The following is an 18,259-nucleotide window of genomic DNA, read 5'->3' on the forward strand; positions in this document are numbered from 1 at the left end:
CTATGACCTCCTTGTTTTCGCCACACCTGCGATTTACTCTAAAAACAATAGCAGCAAGTGCAATATTTGCATGCGCTAGCGGCCATATCGCTGCCCAAACGGCTGTAGACACGCGTACCGGCAGCGTGCGCCCCAGCGAACCCGTCACGCTCAACTTTACCAATGCCGAGATCGAGGCCGTGGCCCGCACCATGGCCACCATCACCGGCCGCAACGTGGTGGTGGACCCACGGGTCAAAGGCCAGCTCAACCTGGTGACCGAGCGCGCCGTGACACCGGCTGCCGCGTTCCAGCAGTTCCTGGCCGCTCTGCGGCTGCAGGGCTTCACTGTGGTGGAGGCGGCCGGCCTGTACAAGGTGGTTCCCGAGGCCGACGCCAAGCTGCAGGGCGGCAGCGTGAGCGTGGTGCAGGGCAACGCGGGCAGTGCGCCCGGCGGCGGGCAGATCGTCACGCAGATCTTCAAGCTCAATTTCGAGAACGCGGCCAACCTGGTGCCGGTGCTGCGCCCGCTCATCAGCCCCAACAACACCATCAACGTGAACCCCGGCAACAACTCGCTGGTGATCACCGACTACGCCGACAACCTGCAGCGCCTGGCGCGCATCGTGGCGGCCATGGATGTCTCCAACGCCAGCGATGTGGAAGTGATTCCGCTCAAGAACGCCATTGCCAGTGACCTGGCACCGCTGGTGTCGCGCCTGATCGACGGCGGCAGCGCCAACGGTGGTGCTGCGGCAGCGGCTGCACCCGGCCAGGCCGACACGTCGTTCAAGACCACCCTCATCGCCGAGCCGCGCAGCAACTCGCTGATTCTGCGCGCCGCCAACCCGGCCCGCGTGGCCCAGGTGCGCGCGCTGGTGGCCCAGCTGGACCAGGCGCCTGCGCCCGGCAGCAGCGCCGCCAGCGGCAACATCCATGTGGTCTACCTCAAGAACGCCGACGCCACCAAGCTGGCCACCACTCTGCGCGCCGCCATGGCGGCCATGGGCGGCGGCAATGGCGGCGCGGCCAGCAGCGGTGGTGGCGCCAGCGCCCCCGCACCCAGCACGGGGCTGAGCACCGGCGGCATGCTGTCCACCAACGGCAGCTCGTCCAGCAGCAGTAGCACCGGCGGCGGCCTGGGCTCCAGCACCAGCGCCATGGGCACCAGCAGCACCAACAACAATCAGCCCTCCACCGGCGGGCAGATCCAGGCTGACCCCACCACCAACTCGCTCATCATCACGGCGCCCGAGCCGCTGTACCGCCAGCTGCGCGACGTGATCGACAAGCTCGACGGCCGCCGCGCGCAGGTGCTGGTCGAGAGCCTGATCGTCGAGGTCTCCGCCAACAAGGTGGCCGAGTTCGGCATCCAGTGGCAGGGCATTCTGGGCAAGAACGGCGATGGCACCGTGGGCGTGATCGGCACCAACTCCGGCCAGGTCGGTGCCAACATCCTGAACGTGACGGCCGCCCTGGCATCGGGCTCCACCACCTCCATCGCGTCGGCGGCCAGTTCGCTGGGCAAGGGACTGAACCTGGCGCTGGCACCGCGCATCAACGGCCAGTATTACCTGGGCGCGCTGGCCAACTTTCTGCAGAACAGCGGCGATGCCAACGTGCTCTCCACCCCCAACCTGATGACGCTGGACAACGAAGAGGCGCGCATCATCATCGGCAACAACGTGCCCTTCGTGACTGGCTCTTACGCCAACAGCACCGGCAGCAGCACGGTGAACCCGTTCACCACGGTGGAGCGCAAGGACGTGGGCCTGATGCTCAAGGTGCGCCCGCAGATCAGCGAGAACGGCACGGTGAAGATGGCGATCTACCAGGAGGTCTCCAAGATCGACACCGCCACGCTGAGCAACGCCAACGGCCCCACCACCAGCAAACGCTCCATCGAGTCGAACGTGGTGGTGGACGACGGCAGCATCATCGTGATCGGTGGCCTGCTGGAAGACAGCTACTCGCAGGGTCAGGACAAGGTGCCGGTGATGGGCGACATCCCGGTGCTGGGCAACCTGTTCCGCAGCGAGAACCGCACCCGCAACAAGACCAACCTGATGGTGTTCCTGCGCCCCATTGTGGTGCGTGACAACGCCACCAGCGACGCCCTGATGATGGACCGCTACGAGGCCATCCGTGCACTGCAGCAAACCACACAACCCGCACCCAGCGTGGTGATGAAGTCGGTGTCGGGCGCGCCCATCTTGCCTGCGCTGCCACAGCGCGCAGAGCCCGGCGCAGCCAACCAGCCTGCCCAGCCGCTGGCCCCGCTGCCCGCAGAGACCTCGCCACGCTGAAGGGCCGCCACGCATGCGCCACCCCCTGCCCTACGCCTTTGCCCGCACCGCCCAGCTGCTGCTGGAAGACGACGGCCACCAGCTGGTGCTGTGGCACGGCCCCAGCCCCGACGCGGGCGCGCTGTCCGAAGTGCTGCGCAAGCACCCGGTGCAGCAGTTGCTGCCGCTCGATGCCCCCGCCCTGGCGCAGCGCATCAGCGCCGCCTACTCGCACAGCGAATCGAGTGCCGCCACGGTGGTGAGCGAGGTCGAGAGCGACGCAGACCTCTCGCGCATGATGCAGGAGCTGCCTGCCGTCGAGGACTTGCTGGAGTCTGCGGGCGACGCGCCCATCATCCGCATGCTCAACGCCCTGCTCACGCAGGCCGCGCGCGACGGTGCGAGCGACATCCACATCGAGCCCTACGAGCGCCACAGCAGCGTGCGGTTTCGGGTGGACGGCACGCTGCGCGAAGTGGTGCAGCCCAACCGCGCGCTGCACGCCGCATTGATCTCGCGCCTGAAGATCATGGCCGACCTCGACATCTCCGAAAAGCGCCTGCCGCAGGACGGCCGCATCAGCCTGCGCCTGGGCACACGTGCCATCGACGTGCGCGTATCCACGCTACCCAGCGCCCATGGCGAACGCGCCGTGCTGCGCCTTTTGGACAAGAGCGAAAGCAAGCTGAGCCTGGAGGCCGTAGGCATGCAGGGCAACACCCTGCACCGCTTTGAGGGCCTGATCAGCCAACCGCACGGCATCATCCTCGTCACCGGCCCCACGGGCTCGGGCAAGACGACCACGCTGTATGCGGCGCTGGGCCGGCTCGATGCCACGCGCAACAACATCATGACGGTGGAAGACCCCATCGAGTACGAGCTGCCGGGCGTGGGGCAAACCCAGGTCAACAGCAAGATCGAGCTGACCTTTGCCAAGGCCCTGCGCGCCATTCTGCGGCAGGACCCGGACATCATCATGATTGGCGAAATCCGCGACTTCGAGACCGCGCAGATTGCCATCCAGGCCTCGCTCACGGGTCACCTGGTGCTGGCCACGCTGCACACCAACGACGCGGCCAGCGCCGTGACGCGACTGACCGACATGGGCGTGGAGCCGTTCCTGCTGTCGTCATCCTTGCTAGGCGTGCTGGCCCAGCGCCTGGTGCGCAAGTTCTGCAGCCACTGCCACGGCAGCGGTTGTGAGCACTGTGGCCAGACGGGCTACACCGGCCGCACGGGTGTGTTCGAGTTGCTGGTGACCACGGACGCGATCCGGGCACAGATCCACAACCAGGCCTCAGAGGCCGACATCCGCACCGCAGCGCTGGCGGGTGGCATGGCGCTGATGCGGGACGATGGCGAGCGCCTGATTGCCGCCGGCATCACCAGCCGCGAAGAAGTGCTGCGGGTGACGCGGGACTGATTCGCTATATATTTGATAGCTGCCAGTGCATGAAAGACTAGCGCTACTAGCCAGAAACACCTGAAATTACCGTATCTGCAACGCGGGTCGGCGCGCCACCTGGGCCACCGCAGGTGCGGCAGGCGCAGCGGGTGCAGCGGGTGCAGAGGTGCTGAACCCCGAGGATGTCATTGCGCCGTCCTGCAGCTTGAACTGGCTGACCGCGCTGTTGAGGTGGTGGGCCTGCTCGCGCAGCGACTCGGACGCTGCAGTGGACTCCTCCACCAACGCCGCGTTCTGCTGGGTCATCTGGTCGAGCTGGGTGACCGACTGGCTGATCTGGCCGATGTTGTCGCTTTGCTCGGCCGACGAAGCGGTGATCTCCGCAATGATGTCGGACACGCGCCGCACGCTGCTCACAATCTCGGTCATGGTCTGGCCGGCCTGGCTCACCAGGCGCGAGCCGTCTTCGACCCGCTCCACCGACGAACCGATCAGGCCCTTGATCTCCTTGGCCGCTTCGGCGCTGCGCTGCGCCAGGTTGCGCACCTCGCTAGCCACCACCGCAAAGCCACGGCCCTGCTCACCGGCACGGGCGGCTTCCACCGCCGCGTTGAGCGCCAGGATATTGGTCTGGAACGCAATCGAATCGATCACGCCCGTGATGTCGGCGATCTTGCGCGAGCTGGTGGTGATCTGGTCCATGGTGGTCACCACCTGCGACACCACGGCGCCGCCGCGTGCGGCCACCTCGGCGGCGGACGAGGCAAAGTCGCTGGCCTGGCGCGAGGCCTGGGCGCTTTGCTGCACCGTGCTGGTCAGCACCTCCATCGATGAAGCGGTTTCCTCCAGGTTGGCCGCTGTCTGCTCGGTGCGGTGGCTCAGGTCGTGGTTGCCGCTGGCGATCTCGGAGCTGGCGGTGGAGATGTTGCCCGCCGCGTCCTGCACCTGGCGCACCAGGTCACGCAACGAGTCCTGCATGCGACCCATGGCGCCCACCAGCTGGCCCACTTCGTCCTGGTTCATGGCCGCCACATCGCGCGACAAATCGCCACTGGCAATGCGTTCAGCCAGCTCCTGTGCCTGTCCGAGGGATTTCGTGATGGAGCGCACGCTGAAGAACGTGAGTGGAATCAACACCGCCAGCGCCAGCACCAGGCCCACGCCAATCAGTGCGGCCATGGTGGAGGTGCGCGATTCGACGCCCGCGCGGGCCTCGTCCATCTGCGCGCGCGCCGAAGCGGCAAGGCTGGAGAACAGCTTGTCGGTGGCCTCCATGTGGACCTTCAGGCGGTCGGCGTAGGCGCCGCCCCCTGCGCCGTCGAGCTGCGCGCCCTCGATTTTCTCGAAGATGGGCGAGATGCCGGTTTCGTACTGCTTGATCTCGTCCAGGGACTTGTCGATGGAGGCCACGAACTCGGCATCGCCCGACTGCACTTGCCGCACATCGGCCAGGCGCTTGCGCAGGGAGGTCAGGGTTTTGGCCCAGGACTCGCGCAGGGCCGAGACCTCGACCGAGTTGTTGAAGTTGATGATGATGTCTTTTTCGGTCCGGCGCAGGTCACCCAGGGTGGTGCGCAGCTCGGACATGTCGGTCAGCGTCTGCACGCGTTCTGAAAACAGCACTTGCAGGGTGCCACGCGTTCGGTCCAGGGCCACGTAGCCCATGGCACCGATGACGACCAGAAGGATCAGGGAAAAGACGGTTCCGAAGTAGAGACGCGTGCGGATGGAGAAGCGGCCGAGAGCATTCATGGCTCTTCCTTACATTTTTTAACAGACAGTCCAGCATAGCAAATTTGGTGCCACACACACCCCCCACCTTCTGGGCCGGGGGTGGGCGGGACTATATGCCGGGCAAGGCGGTCCATCGCACAGGGTAAGCACGGCCCCGGGGCCCTGTTTCAGGGAATCCTCGGGGCCAGTAGCTGCGCTTATTGCGCCGTTTTCACACGGGCTTGAGGGGGATGTACAACTCGCCCCCGCCCTTCTGGAACTCCGCCGCCTTGGTCTGCATGCCCTGGGCCAGGGCTTCGGCCTCAGCCACGCCCTTTTGCGCGGCGAAGTCGCGCACCTCCTGCGTGATCTTCATGGAGCAGAACTTGGGACCGCACATCGAGCAGAAATGCGCCACCTTGGCCGAGTCCTTCGGCAGCGTTTCATCGTGGTATTCCTTGGCCGTTTCGGGGTCCAGGCCCAGGTTGAACTGGTCCTGCCAGCGGAAATCGAAGCGTGCCTGGCTCAACGCATCGTCACGCGAGCGCGCGCCCGGGTGGCCCTTGGCCACATCGGCCGCGTGGGCGGCGATCTTGTACGCAATGATCCCCTGCTTCACGTCGTCGCGGTCGGGCAGTCCCAGGTGCTCCTTGGGCGTCACGTAGCACAGCATGGCCGTGCCCATCCAGCCGATCATGGCCGCGCCGATGGCCGAAGCAATGTGGTCGTAGCCGGGGGCGATGTCGATGGTCAGCGGGCCCAGTGTGTAGAACGGGGCTTCGTGGCAGGTCTTGAGCTGCTCGGTCATGTTGGCCTGGATCATGTGCATGGGCACATGGCCCGGGCCTTCGATCATGGTCTGCACGTCGTGCTTCCAGGCCACCTGGGTCAGCTCGCCCAGCGTGTGCAGCTCGGCAAACTGCGCCTCGTCGTTGGCATCGGACGCGCAGCCGGGGCGCAGGCCATCGCCCAGGCTGAACGACACGTCGTACGCCTTCATGATGTCGCAGATGTCCTCGAAATGCTCGTACAGGAAGCTCTCACGGTGGTGCGCCATGCACCACTTGGCCATGATGGAGCCGCCGCGCGAGACGATGCCCGTGCGGCGCTGCGCCGTGAGGTGGATGTAGGCCAGGCGCACGCCCGCGTGGATGGTGAAGTAGTCCACGCCCTGCTCGGCCTGCTCGATCAGCGTGTCGCGGAAGATCGCCCAGGTCAGGTCTTCGGCCACGCCGCCCACTTTCTCGAGCGCCTGGTAGATGGGCACGGTGCCAATCGGCACGGGCGAGTTGCGCACGATCCAGTCGCGCGTGGTGTGGATGTTCTTGCCGGTCGAAAGGTCCATCACGTTGTCGGCGCCCCAGCGGATGGCCCACACCAGCTTTTCCACTTCTTCTTCGATGCTCGACGTGACGGCCGAGTTACCGATGTTGGCGTTGATCTTGACCAGGAAGTTGCGGCCAATCGCCATCGGCTCCACCTCGGGGTGGTTGATGTTGGCGGGGATGATGGCGCGGCCCCGGGCCACCTCGTCGCGCACAAACTCAGGCGTGATGATGCGCGGGATGCTGGCGCCCATGGGGTTGCCCATCAGGCGCTTCTCGCGGCCTGCATCGGCCATGTACTGCTCCATCCACTCACGCTTGCCGTTTTCACGGATGGCCACGTACTCCATCTCGGGCGTGACGATGCCCTTCTTGGCGTAGTGCATCTGCGTGACGTTGGCACCGGCCTTGGCGCGCAGGGGCTTGCGCTGCAGGGCGGCGGCCTCGGCGCGCAGCTGGGCGAGGCGGGTGGCGTCTTCGCTCTTTTGGCCGTCGTCCAGCGCCAAGGGCGCGCGGCCTTCGTAGTGCTCCACATCGCCCCGGCCGGTGATCCAGCCACCGCGCACGCTGGCCAAGCCTTTGCGCACATCAATGGTCGCATTCGGGTCGGTGTAGGGGCCGGAGGTGTCGTACACGCTGACCAGTTCGCCGTTGGTCAGCGCAATGTCGCGCACCGGTACGCGCAGGTCGGTGTGCAGTTGGCCGGGGATATAGGCCTTGTGCGATGCGGGGAAGGGCTCGCGCGTGCTCGCGAGCAGCTCGGCGAACTTCTCGGGTGTGGCCAGCTTGGCAAGGGGGTCGGGGGCGTTCATGGGGCAGGTCTCCTGGTTCCGGGGCGGTGGGTTCTGCTCCGGAATGGACCTGTGCGCCCCTCAGGTGCGGCAGCGCCTGAGGCAAGGCGTGCCCACAGGGACTGCGGGCACGGGGACAAGGAGGTCGGCTCTTCTTCCGCCGGTATGAACCGGATCAAGTTCGTCGGGTTCGCAAGCTTGCCTGAATTCCTTCAGGACTCTTGCATCTCAGCGCATCAGCACACCCCGGAGCAGGCGCGAGTATAGGCCAGAGAAAAACGGGGCGGCAGAGCCCGTGCGGTCAGAAGGTGTGAATGAATCCGGCGTGCCCGAGCAGGCCGCCAAAACGCGCCCGATCTAGGCGCAAAGCGCAGCCATAGCTCGGGCTATGGCGAGCATTTGTAACGACGAACGGGTGTGTTTTGGCGGGATGAGCGGGCATGGCGGGTTCGCTCACACCTTCTCAGGCCAGTCGGCCGATGAGGAGCACCGCGAAGAAGAACACAGCAGCAATCACCGTCCACTTGAGGATGACGAGCCCCAAGCGCTTGTAGCGCGGCTGGCCCGTGCCTGCATAAAACGCAAACGACACGGCAGCCGCCAGGAGCAGCAGCATGGCCAGCCAGCGAAAGATCAACATGGCGGGCGGGCCCTACCAGGCGCGCGCAGGCTGCGCAAAACCGGTGGGTGCCTGGCGCTCGTCCTCGAACGTGACCACCTCCCAGGCGTCGCGCTGGGCCAGCAGCTCGCGCAGCAACAGGTTGTTCATGGCGTGGCCCGAACGGAACGCGCTGTACGCGGCCAGCAGCGGTTTGCCGATGAGGTACAGGTCCCCCATCGCATCGAGGATCTTGTGCTTCACGAACTCGTCGTCATAGCGCAGACCGTCGCTGTTGAGCACCTTGTAGTCGTCCATCACGATGGCGTTGTCCAGGCCGCCACCCAGCGCCAGGCCGTTGGAGCGCATCATTTCCACATCGCGGGTGAAACCGAAGGTGCGGGCGCGGGCAATGTCGCGGCTGTAGTTGCCTTGCCCCAGGTCAAACTCCACGCGCTGACCGGTGGAGTCCACGGCCGGGTGGTCAAAGTCGATTTCAAAACTGAGCTTGTAGCCGTGGTAAGGCGTAAGGCGCGCCCACTTGGCATTGGCGCCTTCGCCCTCGCGCACCTCCACCGGCCGGGTGACGCGGATGAAACGCTTTGGTGCGTTCTGCAGTTCCACCCCAGCGCTTTGCAGCAGGAACACGAACGAAGCCGAAGACCCATCGAGAATGGGGACCTCTTCGGCCGTGATGTCCACATAGAGATTGTCGATGCCCAGTCCGGCACAGGCCGACATCAGGTGCTCCACCGTGTGCACCTTGGCATTACCCACCGCAATGGTGGATGCCAGCCGCGTATCCGTCACGGCCTCGGCACGGATGGGAATGTCCACCGGCTGTGGCAGATCCACCCGCCGGAACACGATGCCTGTGTCCGGCTGTGCGGGCCGCAGAGTCAACTCGACCCGCTGGCCGCTGTGCAGACCCACGCCTACGGCGCGGGTCAGGGTCTTGAGGGTGCGTTGCTGGAGCATCCGCGTATTTTAGGTTCTGGCACACCGCCCCGCACCGGCAGAGGTTTTGCCTGCACCACAGACGGGGCGCCACACTGGGAACGTTGGCGGCCCATAGGTAGAGCTACCGCCGCGTTTTCACCTACTGCACTGACCCCACGGTTCGCCGCACAATTTGGCATCAGAGGGCTTTGAGAACACACAACATGAACAAACCGCACCCGCCCCACAGGAGACTCCCATGAGCAAGCTCAGTTTCAAGATGAAAGTCATGCTCATGATCGGCACCGCGCTCATGGCGCTGTTGATCATGGCCATCCTGTCACTCCTCCAGGAGCGGCGGCTGATCACCGAGTCCCGCAAGGACCTGCTGACCACCGCCGTACAGTCCGCCCACAGCATCGTGGTCGGGTACCAGGCCAAGGCCGCGAGCGGTGCCATGTCGGTGGAAGACGCGCAGAAGGCCGCCAAGGATGCCCTGCGCATTGCCCGCTACGGCGGCCCCGAGGGCAAGACCGAATATTTCTACATCTGGACCACCGAGGGCGTGGGCGTGATGCACCCCTTCAAGACCGAGTGGGACGGGCAGGACATGCTCGGCAAGGTCAAGGATGGTTCGGGCGTGGACATCATCGGCCTGCTGGTCAACGGCATGCGCAGCAGCAAGGACGGCAAGGCCTTTGTACCCACCATGTTTGCGCGCCCCGGCCAGCAGACACCCGTGCCCAAGCTGCAGTACATCGTCAAGGTGGATGGCTGGAACTGGATGGTCGGCTCCGGGTTGTATACCGATGACGTGGATGCCATGCTGCGCAAGGCCCTGTGGTCAAGCCTGGCGCTGGTGGTGGCGGTGTTTGTGGTGGTGGGGGTGATCGGCCTGCTCGTGTCGCGCTCGGTGCTGCGCCAGATTGGTGGCGAACCCACCCATGCCATTGCGATCATGTCCGAGGTGGCCGAAGGCAACCTGGATGCCCAGATTCCGGCGGCCCCACCCGGCTCCATGCTCGATGGCCTGGCACACATGGTGGCCTCGCTGCGCAAGCTGGTGACCGAGGTACGGTCGGCCACGGACAGCATTGCTACGGCGTCGGGGGAAATTGCCCAGGGCAACAACGACCTGGCCCATCGCACTGAAGACACGGCCAGCAACCTGCAAACCACCGCCAGCAGCATGGAAGAGCTGACCAGCACCGTCAAGCAGACATCGGACTCCGCGCAAACCGCCAACCAGATGGCAACTTCAGCGGCTGCCGTGGCGGCGCGCGGAGGGGAAGTGGTGTCCCGCGTGGTATCCACCATGCAGGACATCAACGCCAGCAGCAACAAGATCAGCGACATCATCGGCGTGATCGACGGCATTGCGTTCCAGACCAACATCCTGGCGCTCAACGCCGCCGTCGAGGCAGCGCGCGCAGGTGAACAGGGTCGCGGTTTTGCGGTGGTCGCCAGCGAAGTGCGCAGTCTGGCACAGCGCAGCGCAGCAGCCGCCAAGGAAATCAAGACACTGATCGACGCTTCCGTGGAGAAGGTGGCATCGGGCACGCAACTGGTGGGCAATGCAGGAGCCACCATGACCGAGATCGTGGACAGCGTTCAACGCGTGACAGACATCATTGGAGAAATCCGCTCGGCCACCTCGGAGCAGAGCCAGGGCATTGCCCAGGTCAACACCGCCGTGAACCAGCTGGACCAGATGACCCAGCAGAACTCAGCGCTGGTGGAGCAGTCGGCCGCAGCAGCAGACAGTCTGCGCGAGCAGGCCATGAAGCTCACCCAGGTGGTGGCGCTGTTCCGTGTGAACGGTAGCACCTCGGCCCCCACCCCGGCCAGCCGACCCGCGCCTGCCCCTCGCGCCGTGGCCCCTGCAGTGCGCGCTACAGCGCCTCGCCCTGCCCTTGCCAAGGCGCCCACGGCCCCTCGCAAACCCGCGCCTTCACCTTCGCCTGCGGCGGCATTGCCAACCAAAGCCAGCAGCCCCAAGCCTGCGGCAGACAACAACGATGATTGGGAGTCCTTCTGATCGCTGAGATGCCTTTGGCCACACAGGCCTGAGCGCGCGCAGGGTCGCGCGGCCCCAGTCAAAAAGCCCTGCCAGCTTGCGCTGGCAGGGCTTTTTGTGTTGCGGCCCCGGTGAGGGGCCAGCACCGTGTGAACAACCGGCCTGTCAGTCGGCTTGCTTGCGCAGGAAGGCGGGGATCTCCAGGTCATCCATGCCACCGGACGACAGCGCATCCACGCGGGCTGCGGCCTGTGTGCGGTTGGTGCGCCAGACGCTGGGCACCGACATGCTGCCGTAGTCGGCCTGCGCGCTGCCTGCGTGGCCGCCTTGCACGCCCACGGCACCACCCAGCGTACCCACACCGGCGACGGGCATCTGGTAGGCCATGTTGTCCGTGCCGGTGCGCAGGCCACCCTGAACCACCGAGATGGGCTGGCGGCGTGCGTTGGCACGCGACAGGCCCGTGGCGACCACGGTCACGCGGATCTCGTCGCCCAGGGTTTCGTCATAGGCAGCGCCGAAGATCACGTGCGCGTCGGTCGATGCGTAGGCGTTGATGGTGTTCATGGCCTGGCGTGACTCGGACAGCTTGAGGCTGCCCTTGCTGGCCGTGACCAACACCAGCACGCCCTTGGCGCCCGACAGGTCGATACCTTCGAGCAGCGGGCAGGCGATGGCCTGCTCGGCAGCAATGCGTGCGCGGTCTGGCCCGCTGGCCGTCGCAGTGCCCATCATGGCCTTGCCGGGCTCGCCCATCACGGTGCGCACGTCTTCAAAGTCCACGTTCACCTGGCCGTACTCGTTGATGATTTCAGCGATACCGCCCACGGCGTTCTTGAGCACATCGTTGGCGTGTGCGAAGGCTTCGTCCTGGGTGATGTCGTCGCCCAGCACATCCAGCAGCTTTTCGTTGAGCACCACGATCAGCGAATCCACGTTGGCTTCCAGCTCGGCCAGGCCATCGTCGGCGTTCTTCATGCGGCGACCGCCTTCCCAGTCGAAGGGCTTGGTGACCACGCCCACCGTCAGGATGCCCATCTCCTTGGCCACGCGCGCGATCACAGGTGCTGCGCCCGTGCCCGTACCGCCGCCCATGCCCGCCGTGATGAACAGCATGTGGGCGCCAGAAATGGCTTCACGGATATCCGCCACCGCCGCCTCAGCCGCATCGCGGGCCTTCTCAGGCTTGCCGCCAGCACCCAGCCCGCTGTTGCCCAGCTGGATGACGCGGTGCGCCGAGCTGCGCGTGAGCGCCTGTGCGTCGGTGTTGGCGCTGACAAACTCCACGCCCTGCACGCTACGGGCAATCATGTGCTCGACGGCATTGCTGCCGCCGCCGCCCACACCGATCACCTTGATCTGGGTGCCCTGGTTGAATTCTTCGGCTTCGATCATTTCGATGGTCATCTTGGAGCTCCTGGTTCTAAATTCGTATGCAATTGCCAAATGGGAAATGGGGTACTGGTAACTGGAGGGCGTGGCGGGCCTGTGCATCGCCATCGCTCTCGCGGTCTTCGGTGTGGACTACCACGCGCGAGCCAGAGGGGATATTTCATGGTCAGAAATTCCCCACGATGAAATCTTTGAAGCGCCCGAATGCGGTCTTCATGGACCCGCTCTTCTGAGCCACCTTGAAGCCGCGCAGGCGTGCCAGGCGCGCTTCTTCCAGCAGCCCCATCACGGTGGCGGCACGGGGCTGGGCCACCATGTCTGCCAGGGCGCTGGAATACTTCGGGATACCGCGCCGCACGGGCTTGAGGAAGATGTCTTCGCCCAACTCGATCATGCCGGGCATGACTGAACTGCCGCCCGTGAGCACGATGCCCGAGGACAGCACTTCTTCGTAGCCCGACTCTCGCACCACCTGCTGCACGAGCGAGAAGATCTCCTCGACGCGCGGCTCGATCACACCGGCCAGCGCCTGCTTGCTCAGCATGCGCGGGCTGCGGTCGCCCAAGCCGGGGACTTCGACCTGCGCCTCGGGGTCGGCCAACAGTTGCTTGGCGTAGCCGCTTTCGACCTTGATGTCCTCGGCGTCCTTCGTGGGCGTGCGCAGCGCCATCGCAATGTCGCTGGTGATGAGATCGCCCGCAATCGGAATCACTGCCGTGTGGCGGATCGCGCCGCCAGTGAAGATGGCGACATCGGTCGTGCCCGCACCAATGTCCACCACCACCACACCCAGTTCGCGCTCGTCGTCGGTGAGCACGGCCTGGCTGCTGGCCAGCGGGTTCAGCATGAGCTGCTCCACTTCCAGGCCGCAGCGGCGCACGCATTTGATGATGTTTTCTGCGGCGCTTTGCGCACCGGTCACTATGTGGATCTTGGCCTCCAGGCGGATGCCGCTCATGCCGATGGGCTCTTTCACATCCTGCCCGTCGATCACAAACTCTTGTGGCTCCACCAGAAGCAGGCGCTGGTCGCTGCTGATGTTGATGGCCTTGGCCGTCTCGACCACGCGCGCCACGTCGGCAGAGGTGACTTCCTTGTCCTTCACGGCCACCATGCCGCTGGAGTTGAGACCGCGAATGTGGCTGCCCGTGATGCCGGTGTACACGCGCTGGATCTTGCAGTCGGCCATCAGCTCGGCCTCTTTCAAGGCTTGCTGAATGCTCTGCACGGTGGCGTCGATATTGACCACCACCCCGCGCTTCAGACCGTTGCTCGGGGCCACGCCCAGGCCTGCGAGCTTGAGCTCGCCATTGGGCAGAACCTCGGCCACCACGGCCATGACCTTGGCGGTGCCAATGTCCAGCCCCACGACGACGTCTTTGTATTCTCTTGCCATATCAGTCTCTGCCCTTCTCGGTTCTGTCCCGCTGTCCCACCAACCCCTCGCACCGCCCTCTTGGGGCCCGTAGCACGCTGCGTCCTGTCCTGTCTTGCCTCATGCCACTACCTCTTGCGCACGGCCGTCGCGCCGGTTGCGTCTGCAGTCACTGTGGTCACACCCCGCAAGCGCAGGGCGTAGCCCCCGGCATGGCGCAGGTCCGCGGACTCCAGCGCGTCCACACGGCGGCCATACTGCGCGGCCACCTGGGTCAGGGTGCGTACAAAACGCTGCGTGCGCTGCACCACTTCCTGCGGCGTGCCGCCTCCCAGCTCCACCACGGCCTCGCTGTCGAGGGTGGCGCGCCAGCCGCCTCGCCCGGTCAGCTGGAGCTCTTCCACGTCCAGACCCAGCGGCTGGAACACCGGCTCCAGCAGCCCATACATCTGCAGCACTTCGGCCGAACTGCCGGTGGGCCCCTGCAGGCGCGGCAGGCCCTCCTGCTCCACATCGCCCACATTGGCCTCGAAGACTTCGCCCTGGCTGTTGACCAGCGCTGAGCCGGTGTCCGGCCCCCAGTAAGCCACCGCGTCATGCTCCTGCAACTCCACACGCAGGCTGCCGGGGTACACCCGCCGCACTTGCGCGCGGCGCACCCAGGGCACCTGCTCGAAGGCCTCGCGGGCGGCACGCAGGTCCACGGTGAAGAAGTTGCCCACTAGGTGCGGCGCCACATTGGCCCGCAGGGTCACCGCGTTGTTGTGCACCAGCTCGCCCTGGACCACGATGCGTGCGATGGCAAAGCCGGGGTAGCGAAGGGCCCACCAAGCTCCCGCCGCCAGCACAGCCATGGCGCAGCCCACGAACAGGACCGAAGCGGTCAGGTTCATGAGCTTGACGTCCAGGGGTGCGGGCAGCGTCTGGGTCATCAGTCAGCCTTTGGCTTTGCGGGCGTGTCCAGTGCCGCATCCGCGAGAATGCGCAGACACAGCTCCTCGTAGCTGATGCCCGAGGCCCGGGCCGACATGGGCACCAGCGAATGCCCCGTCATGCCGGGGGATGTATTCATCTCCAGCAAGAAGGGCTTGCGGTCGCTCGCGCGGATCATCAGGTCGGCACGGCCCCAGCCACGGCAGCCCAGGGTGCGGTAGGCCTCCAGCACGATGCGCTGTATCTCGCGCTCTTCGGCCTCGGGCAGGCCGCTCGGGCACTGGTACTTCACGTCGTCGGTGAAATACTTGTTCTGGTAGTCGTAAGCACCATCGGGGGCCACGATGCGGATCACCGGCAGTGCACGGGCGCTGGCGCCCTGGCCCAGCACGGGGCAGGTCACCTCCTCGCCCTCGATGAACTCTTCGCACAGCACATCGGGGTCGTACTGGGCAGACAGCTGCACAGCCTCCTGCATGTCCGAATAGCCGCGCACCTTGGTCACGCCGATGGACGAGCCTTCGCGCGGAGGCTTGACGATGAGGGGCAGGCCCAGCTCGTCGGGCACGGTGCGCACCACCTCGCGCTGCTGGCGGTCGGGTGCCAGCCAGACGTAGCGTGGCGTAGGCAGGCCTTCAGCCAGCCACACGCGCTTGGTCATGACCTTGTCCATCGCAATGGCCGAAGCCATCACGCCGGGGCCGGTGTACGGGATGCGCAGCAGCTCCAGCGCACCCTGCACCGTGCCGTCCTCGCCATGTCGGCCGTGCAGCGCGATAAAGCAGCGCGCGTAGCCGTCGCGCTGCAGATCGCTCAGCGGGTTGTGTGCAGGGTCGAACGCATGCGCGTCCACGCCGCGCGCCCGCAAGGCCTGCAGCACGCCGCTGCCCGACATCAGCGACACTTCGCGCTCGGCCGAGTCCCCACCCATCAAGACGGCGACCTTGCCCAGCGATTTCACATCGATAAGGGATTCTGGAAGGGTCATAGTGCGCTCCCTTCATGCGCTTTAAGCTCATTATTTTGTAGCATCTCAACCACCTTGCCGGGCACAGCGCCAATGGAGCCTGCACCCATGCACATCACCACATCACCAGCGCGTGCGTTGTCGGCAATGGCTTGGGGCAGATCAGCCACGTTGTCCACAAACACCGGCTCCACACGGCCGGCCACACGCAAGGCACGGGCCAGCGAGCGGCCATCGGCGGCCACGACCGGCGCTTCACCAGCGGCGTACACCTCGGTGAGCAGCACTGCGTCGGCGTTGCCAATGACCTTGACGAAATCCTCAAAGCAATCGCGCGTGCGGCTGTAGCGGTGCGGCTGGAAGGCCAGCACCAGACGGCGGCCGCGGAATGCGCCACGCGCGGCTGCCAGCGTGGCGGCCATCTCCACAGGGTGGTGGCCGTAGTCATCGATGACAGTGAACAAACCGCCATCTTTCGCGGGCAGGTCGCCATAGCGCTGGAAGCGCCGGCCCACGCCCTTGAAGCCTGCGAGCGCACGCTGCACGGCTTCGTCCGGGATGTTGAGCTCCACGGCCACGGCAATCGCAGACAGCGCGTTGAGCACGTTGTGCTCGCCCGCGAGGTTGAGCACGACCTCCATGTCAGGCAGCGTGACGCCGTTGCGCCGCTGCACGGTGAAGCGCATCTGGCCAGCCTCGGCCTGCACGTTGATGGCGCGCACCTGCGCGTCTTCCGAGAAGCCGTAGCTGGTGATGGGGCAGGTCACGCTTTGCAGGATGTCGCGCACGGCCGGGCTGTCCACACACAGGATGGCCGTGCCGTAGAAGGGCATGCGGTGCAGAAAATCGACAAATGCGCCCTTGAGCCGGCCAAAGTCGTGTCCGTAGGTCTCCATGTGGTCGGCGTCGATGTTGGTCACGACGGCCATCACGGGCAGCAGGTTCAGGAAGGACGCGTCGGACTCGTCGGCCTCGACCACGATGTAGTCGCCGCTGCCCAGCTTGGCATTGGCACCGGCGCTGTTGAGCTTGCCGCCGATGACGAAGGTCGGATCCAGCCCCGCCTCGGCCAGCACGCTGGTCACCAGGCTGGTGGTGGTGGTCTTGCCGTGCGTGCCGGCAATGGCAATGCCCTGCTTGAGGCGCATCAGCTCGGCCAGCATGAGCGCGCGGGGCACCACGGGGATCTTCTTCTCCCGCGCGGCCAACACCTCGGGGTTGTCGGCCGTGACGGCGGTGGACGTGACCACGGCGTCTGCGCCGTCGATGTGCGCAGCGGCGTGGCCCAGGCAGGTCTTGATACCCAGCCCCTGCAGGCGGCGCAGCGTGGCGCTGTCGGCCAGGTCCGAGCCCGTGATGCGGTAGCCCAAATTGAACAGTACCTCAGCGATGCCGCTCATGCCGGCGCCGCCCAGGCCCACAAAATGGATATGGCGAATCGCGTGTTTCATGATTGAGCCAACTCCTCGCAGGCAGTCACCACTTCGCGGGTGGCGTTAATTTTTTGCATGTTTTTGGCCTTGAGCGCTACATCCACAAGCGTGGAACGCTCTAAATTTAATAGCATTTTTGACAACCCCTCGGCCGTCAGGTCGCGCTGCTGCACCAGCCAGCCGCCCCCTGCATTCACGAGGAACTGCGCGTTGGTGGTCTGGTGGTCATCCACCGCCGACGGGAAGGGCACAAAGATGGACGCGGCGCCCACCGCGGCGATCTCCGTGACGGTGCTGGCCCCCGCACGGCAGACGATGACGTCGGCCGCCGCAAAAGCGCTGGCGGTGTCGTCGATGAAAGGCGTCAGCTCTGCCTCGACCCCAGCGGCAGCATAGTTGGCGCGCAGTGCATCGATCTGCGTCGCTCCGCTCTGGTGGACCACAGTGGGGCGCTGTACAGCTGGCATCAGGGCAATGGCCTGAGGCACGATTTCGTTGAGGGCACGCGCGCCCAAGCTGCCGCCCACCACCAGCAGACGCAGCGGACCGCTGCGGCCCGCAAACCGCTCAGTCGGACCGGGCTGCTGCGTGAAGGCGGTGCGCAGCGGATTGCCCACCCACTGGCCCTTCTTGAACACGTTGGGGAAGGCGGTGAACACCCGGTCGGCCACACCGGCCAGCACCTTGTTGGCCATGCCCGCCACCGAGTTCTGCTCGTGCAGCACCAGGGGTTTGCCTGCCAGCACGCCCATCATGCCGCCCGGAAAGGTGATGTAGCCTCCAAGGCCCACCACCACATCGGGCTTGACGCGCCGCACCACCTGCAGGGCCTGCCAGAACGCGCGCAGCAAACGCAGCGGCAGCAAGGCCAGCGTGACCAGCCCCTTGCCACGCACGCCCGAGAAGTCGATCAACTCCAGCGCAAAGCCGTGCTGCGGCACGATGCGCGACTCCATGCTGCCGGGCGCGCCCAGCCAGTGCACACGCCAGCCGCGCGTGCGCAGCTCCTCGGCCACGGCCAGGCCCGGAAAGATATGGCCGCCGGTACCACCCGCCATGATGAGGGCCGTCTTCTGCGTCATGTGCGGCCTCCGCGCATCAGGCACT

General features: G+C 65.6%; 13 protein-coding genes and 1 riboswitch. Of the genes, 3 read left to right on the forward strand and 10 right to left on the reverse strand.

Annotated elements, in window-relative coordinates; all coding sequences use genetic code 11:
- Positions 1 to 2: 2 nt before the first annotated feature.
- Positions 3 to 2,285: a type II secretion system secretin GspD gene (gspD, locus tag AC1Q64_RS09605; RefSeq protein WP_492251165.1), complete on the forward strand. Its 2,283-nt coding sequence runs from the start codon at positions 3 to 5 to the stop codon at positions 2,283 to 2,285.
- Positions 2,286 to 2,298: 13 nt separating this feature from the next.
- Entirely contained in the window at positions 2,299 to 3,687 is a 1,389-nt protein-coding gene (locus AC1Q64_RS09610; RefSeq protein WP_492251166.1) for a GspE/PulE family protein, read from the forward strand.
- Positions 3,688 to 3,753: 66 nt separating this feature from the next.
- On the opposite strand, the gene AC1Q64_RS09615 is transcribed toward AC1Q64_RS09610, so the two are convergent.
- From AC1Q64_RS09615 to lpxC, 4 genes are all read right to left on the reverse strand, one after another.
- Positions 3,754 to 5,421: a methyl-accepting chemotaxis protein gene (locus tag AC1Q64_RS09615; protein ID WP_492251167.1), complete on the reverse strand. Its 1,668-nt coding sequence runs from the start codon at positions 5,419 to 5,421 to the stop codon at positions 3,754 to 3,756.
- Between the two features lie 193 nt (positions 5,422 to 5,614).
- Positions 5,615 to 7,492, reverse strand: a complete 1,878-nt coding sequence (gene thiC / locus AC1Q64_RS09620; protein ID WP_492251416.1) for a phosphomethylpyrimidine synthase ThiC — start codon at positions 7,490 to 7,492, stop codon at positions 5,615 to 5,617.
- A 141-nt stretch (positions 7,493 to 7,633) separates the two neighbouring features.
- Positions 7,634 to 7,757: riboswitch (TPP riboswitch) on the reverse strand.
- 204 nt (positions 7,758 to 7,961) lie between these two features.
- The gene (locus tag AC1Q64_RS09625) at positions 7,962 to 8,138 is read right to left on the reverse strand and encodes a hypothetical protein (RefSeq protein ID WP_200954261.1); all 177 of its coding nucleotides are present in this window, start codon (positions 8,136 to 8,138) and stop codon (positions 7,962 to 7,964) included.
- A gap of 12 nt (positions 8,139 to 8,150) precedes the next feature.
- Positions 8,151 to 9,074 (reverse strand): UDP-3-O-acyl-N-acetylglucosamine deacetylase, encoded by a 924-nt coding sequence (gene lpxC / locus AC1Q64_RS09630; protein ID WP_015012562.1) that lies wholly within the window; start codon positions 9,072 to 9,074, stop codon positions 8,151 to 8,153.
- A gap of 220 nt (positions 9,075 to 9,294) precedes the next feature.
- Between lpxC and AC1Q64_RS09635 the strand changes: the two genes are divergently transcribed.
- The gene (locus AC1Q64_RS09635; RefSeq protein ID WP_492251168.1) at positions 9,295 to 11,073 is read left to right on the forward strand and encodes a methyl-accepting chemotaxis protein; all 1,779 of its coding nucleotides are present in this window, start codon (positions 9,295 to 9,297) and stop codon (positions 11,071 to 11,073) included.
- 144 nt (positions 11,074 to 11,217) lie between these two features.
- Here the strand turns inward: AC1Q64_RS09635 and ftsZ are convergent, their stop codons facing one another.
- The 6 genes from ftsZ to murG form a co-directional block, all read right to left on the reverse strand.
- Positions 11,218 to 12,459: a cell division protein FtsZ gene (gene ftsZ, locus AC1Q64_RS09640; RefSeq protein ID WP_291436344.1), complete on the reverse strand. Its 1,242-nt coding sequence runs from the start codon at positions 12,457 to 12,459 to the stop codon at positions 11,218 to 11,220.
- A 151-nt stretch (positions 12,460 to 12,610) separates the two neighbouring features.
- Entirely contained in the window at positions 12,611 to 13,840 is a 1,230-nt protein-coding gene (gene ftsA / locus AC1Q64_RS09645) for a cell division protein FtsA (protein ID WP_015012559.1), read from the reverse strand.
- Between the two features lie 107 nt (positions 13,841 to 13,947).
- Complete coding sequence (locus AC1Q64_RS09650) at positions 13,948 to 14,751, reverse strand: cell division protein FtsQ/DivIB (RefSeq protein ID WP_291436343.1); 804 nt, start codon at positions 14,749 to 14,751, stop codon at positions 13,948 to 13,950.
- Positions 14,751 to 15,740: a D-alanine--D-alanine ligase gene (locus tag AC1Q64_RS09655; RefSeq protein ID WP_492251169.1), complete on the reverse strand. Its 990-nt coding sequence runs from the start codon at positions 15,738 to 15,740 to the stop codon at positions 14,751 to 14,753. Before AC1Q64_RS09655 ends, AC1Q64_RS09650 begins: the two co-directional genes overlap by 1 nt.
- Positions 15,737 to 17,170, reverse strand: coding sequence for a UDP-N-acetylmuramate--L-alanine ligase (murC, locus tag AC1Q64_RS09660; protein WP_492251170.1), 1,434 nt, complete (start codon positions 17,168 to 17,170; stop codon positions 15,737 to 15,739). Before murC ends, AC1Q64_RS09655 begins: the two co-directional genes overlap by 4 nt.
- Positions 17,167 to 18,234 carry an undecaprenyldiphospho-muramoylpentapeptide beta-N-acetylglucosaminyltransferase gene (gene murG / locus AC1Q64_RS09665; RefSeq protein WP_492251171.1) on the reverse strand — a complete coding sequence of 356 codons (1,068 nt, stop codon included), beginning with the start codon at positions 18,232 to 18,234 and terminating at the stop codon, positions 17,167 to 17,169. The genes murC and murG overlap by 4 nt, the downstream gene beginning before the upstream one ends.
- Positions 18,235 to 18,259 lie beyond the last annotated feature (25 nt).

Source organism: Acidovorax sp. GW835-FHT14G06, from assembly GCF_058793595.1.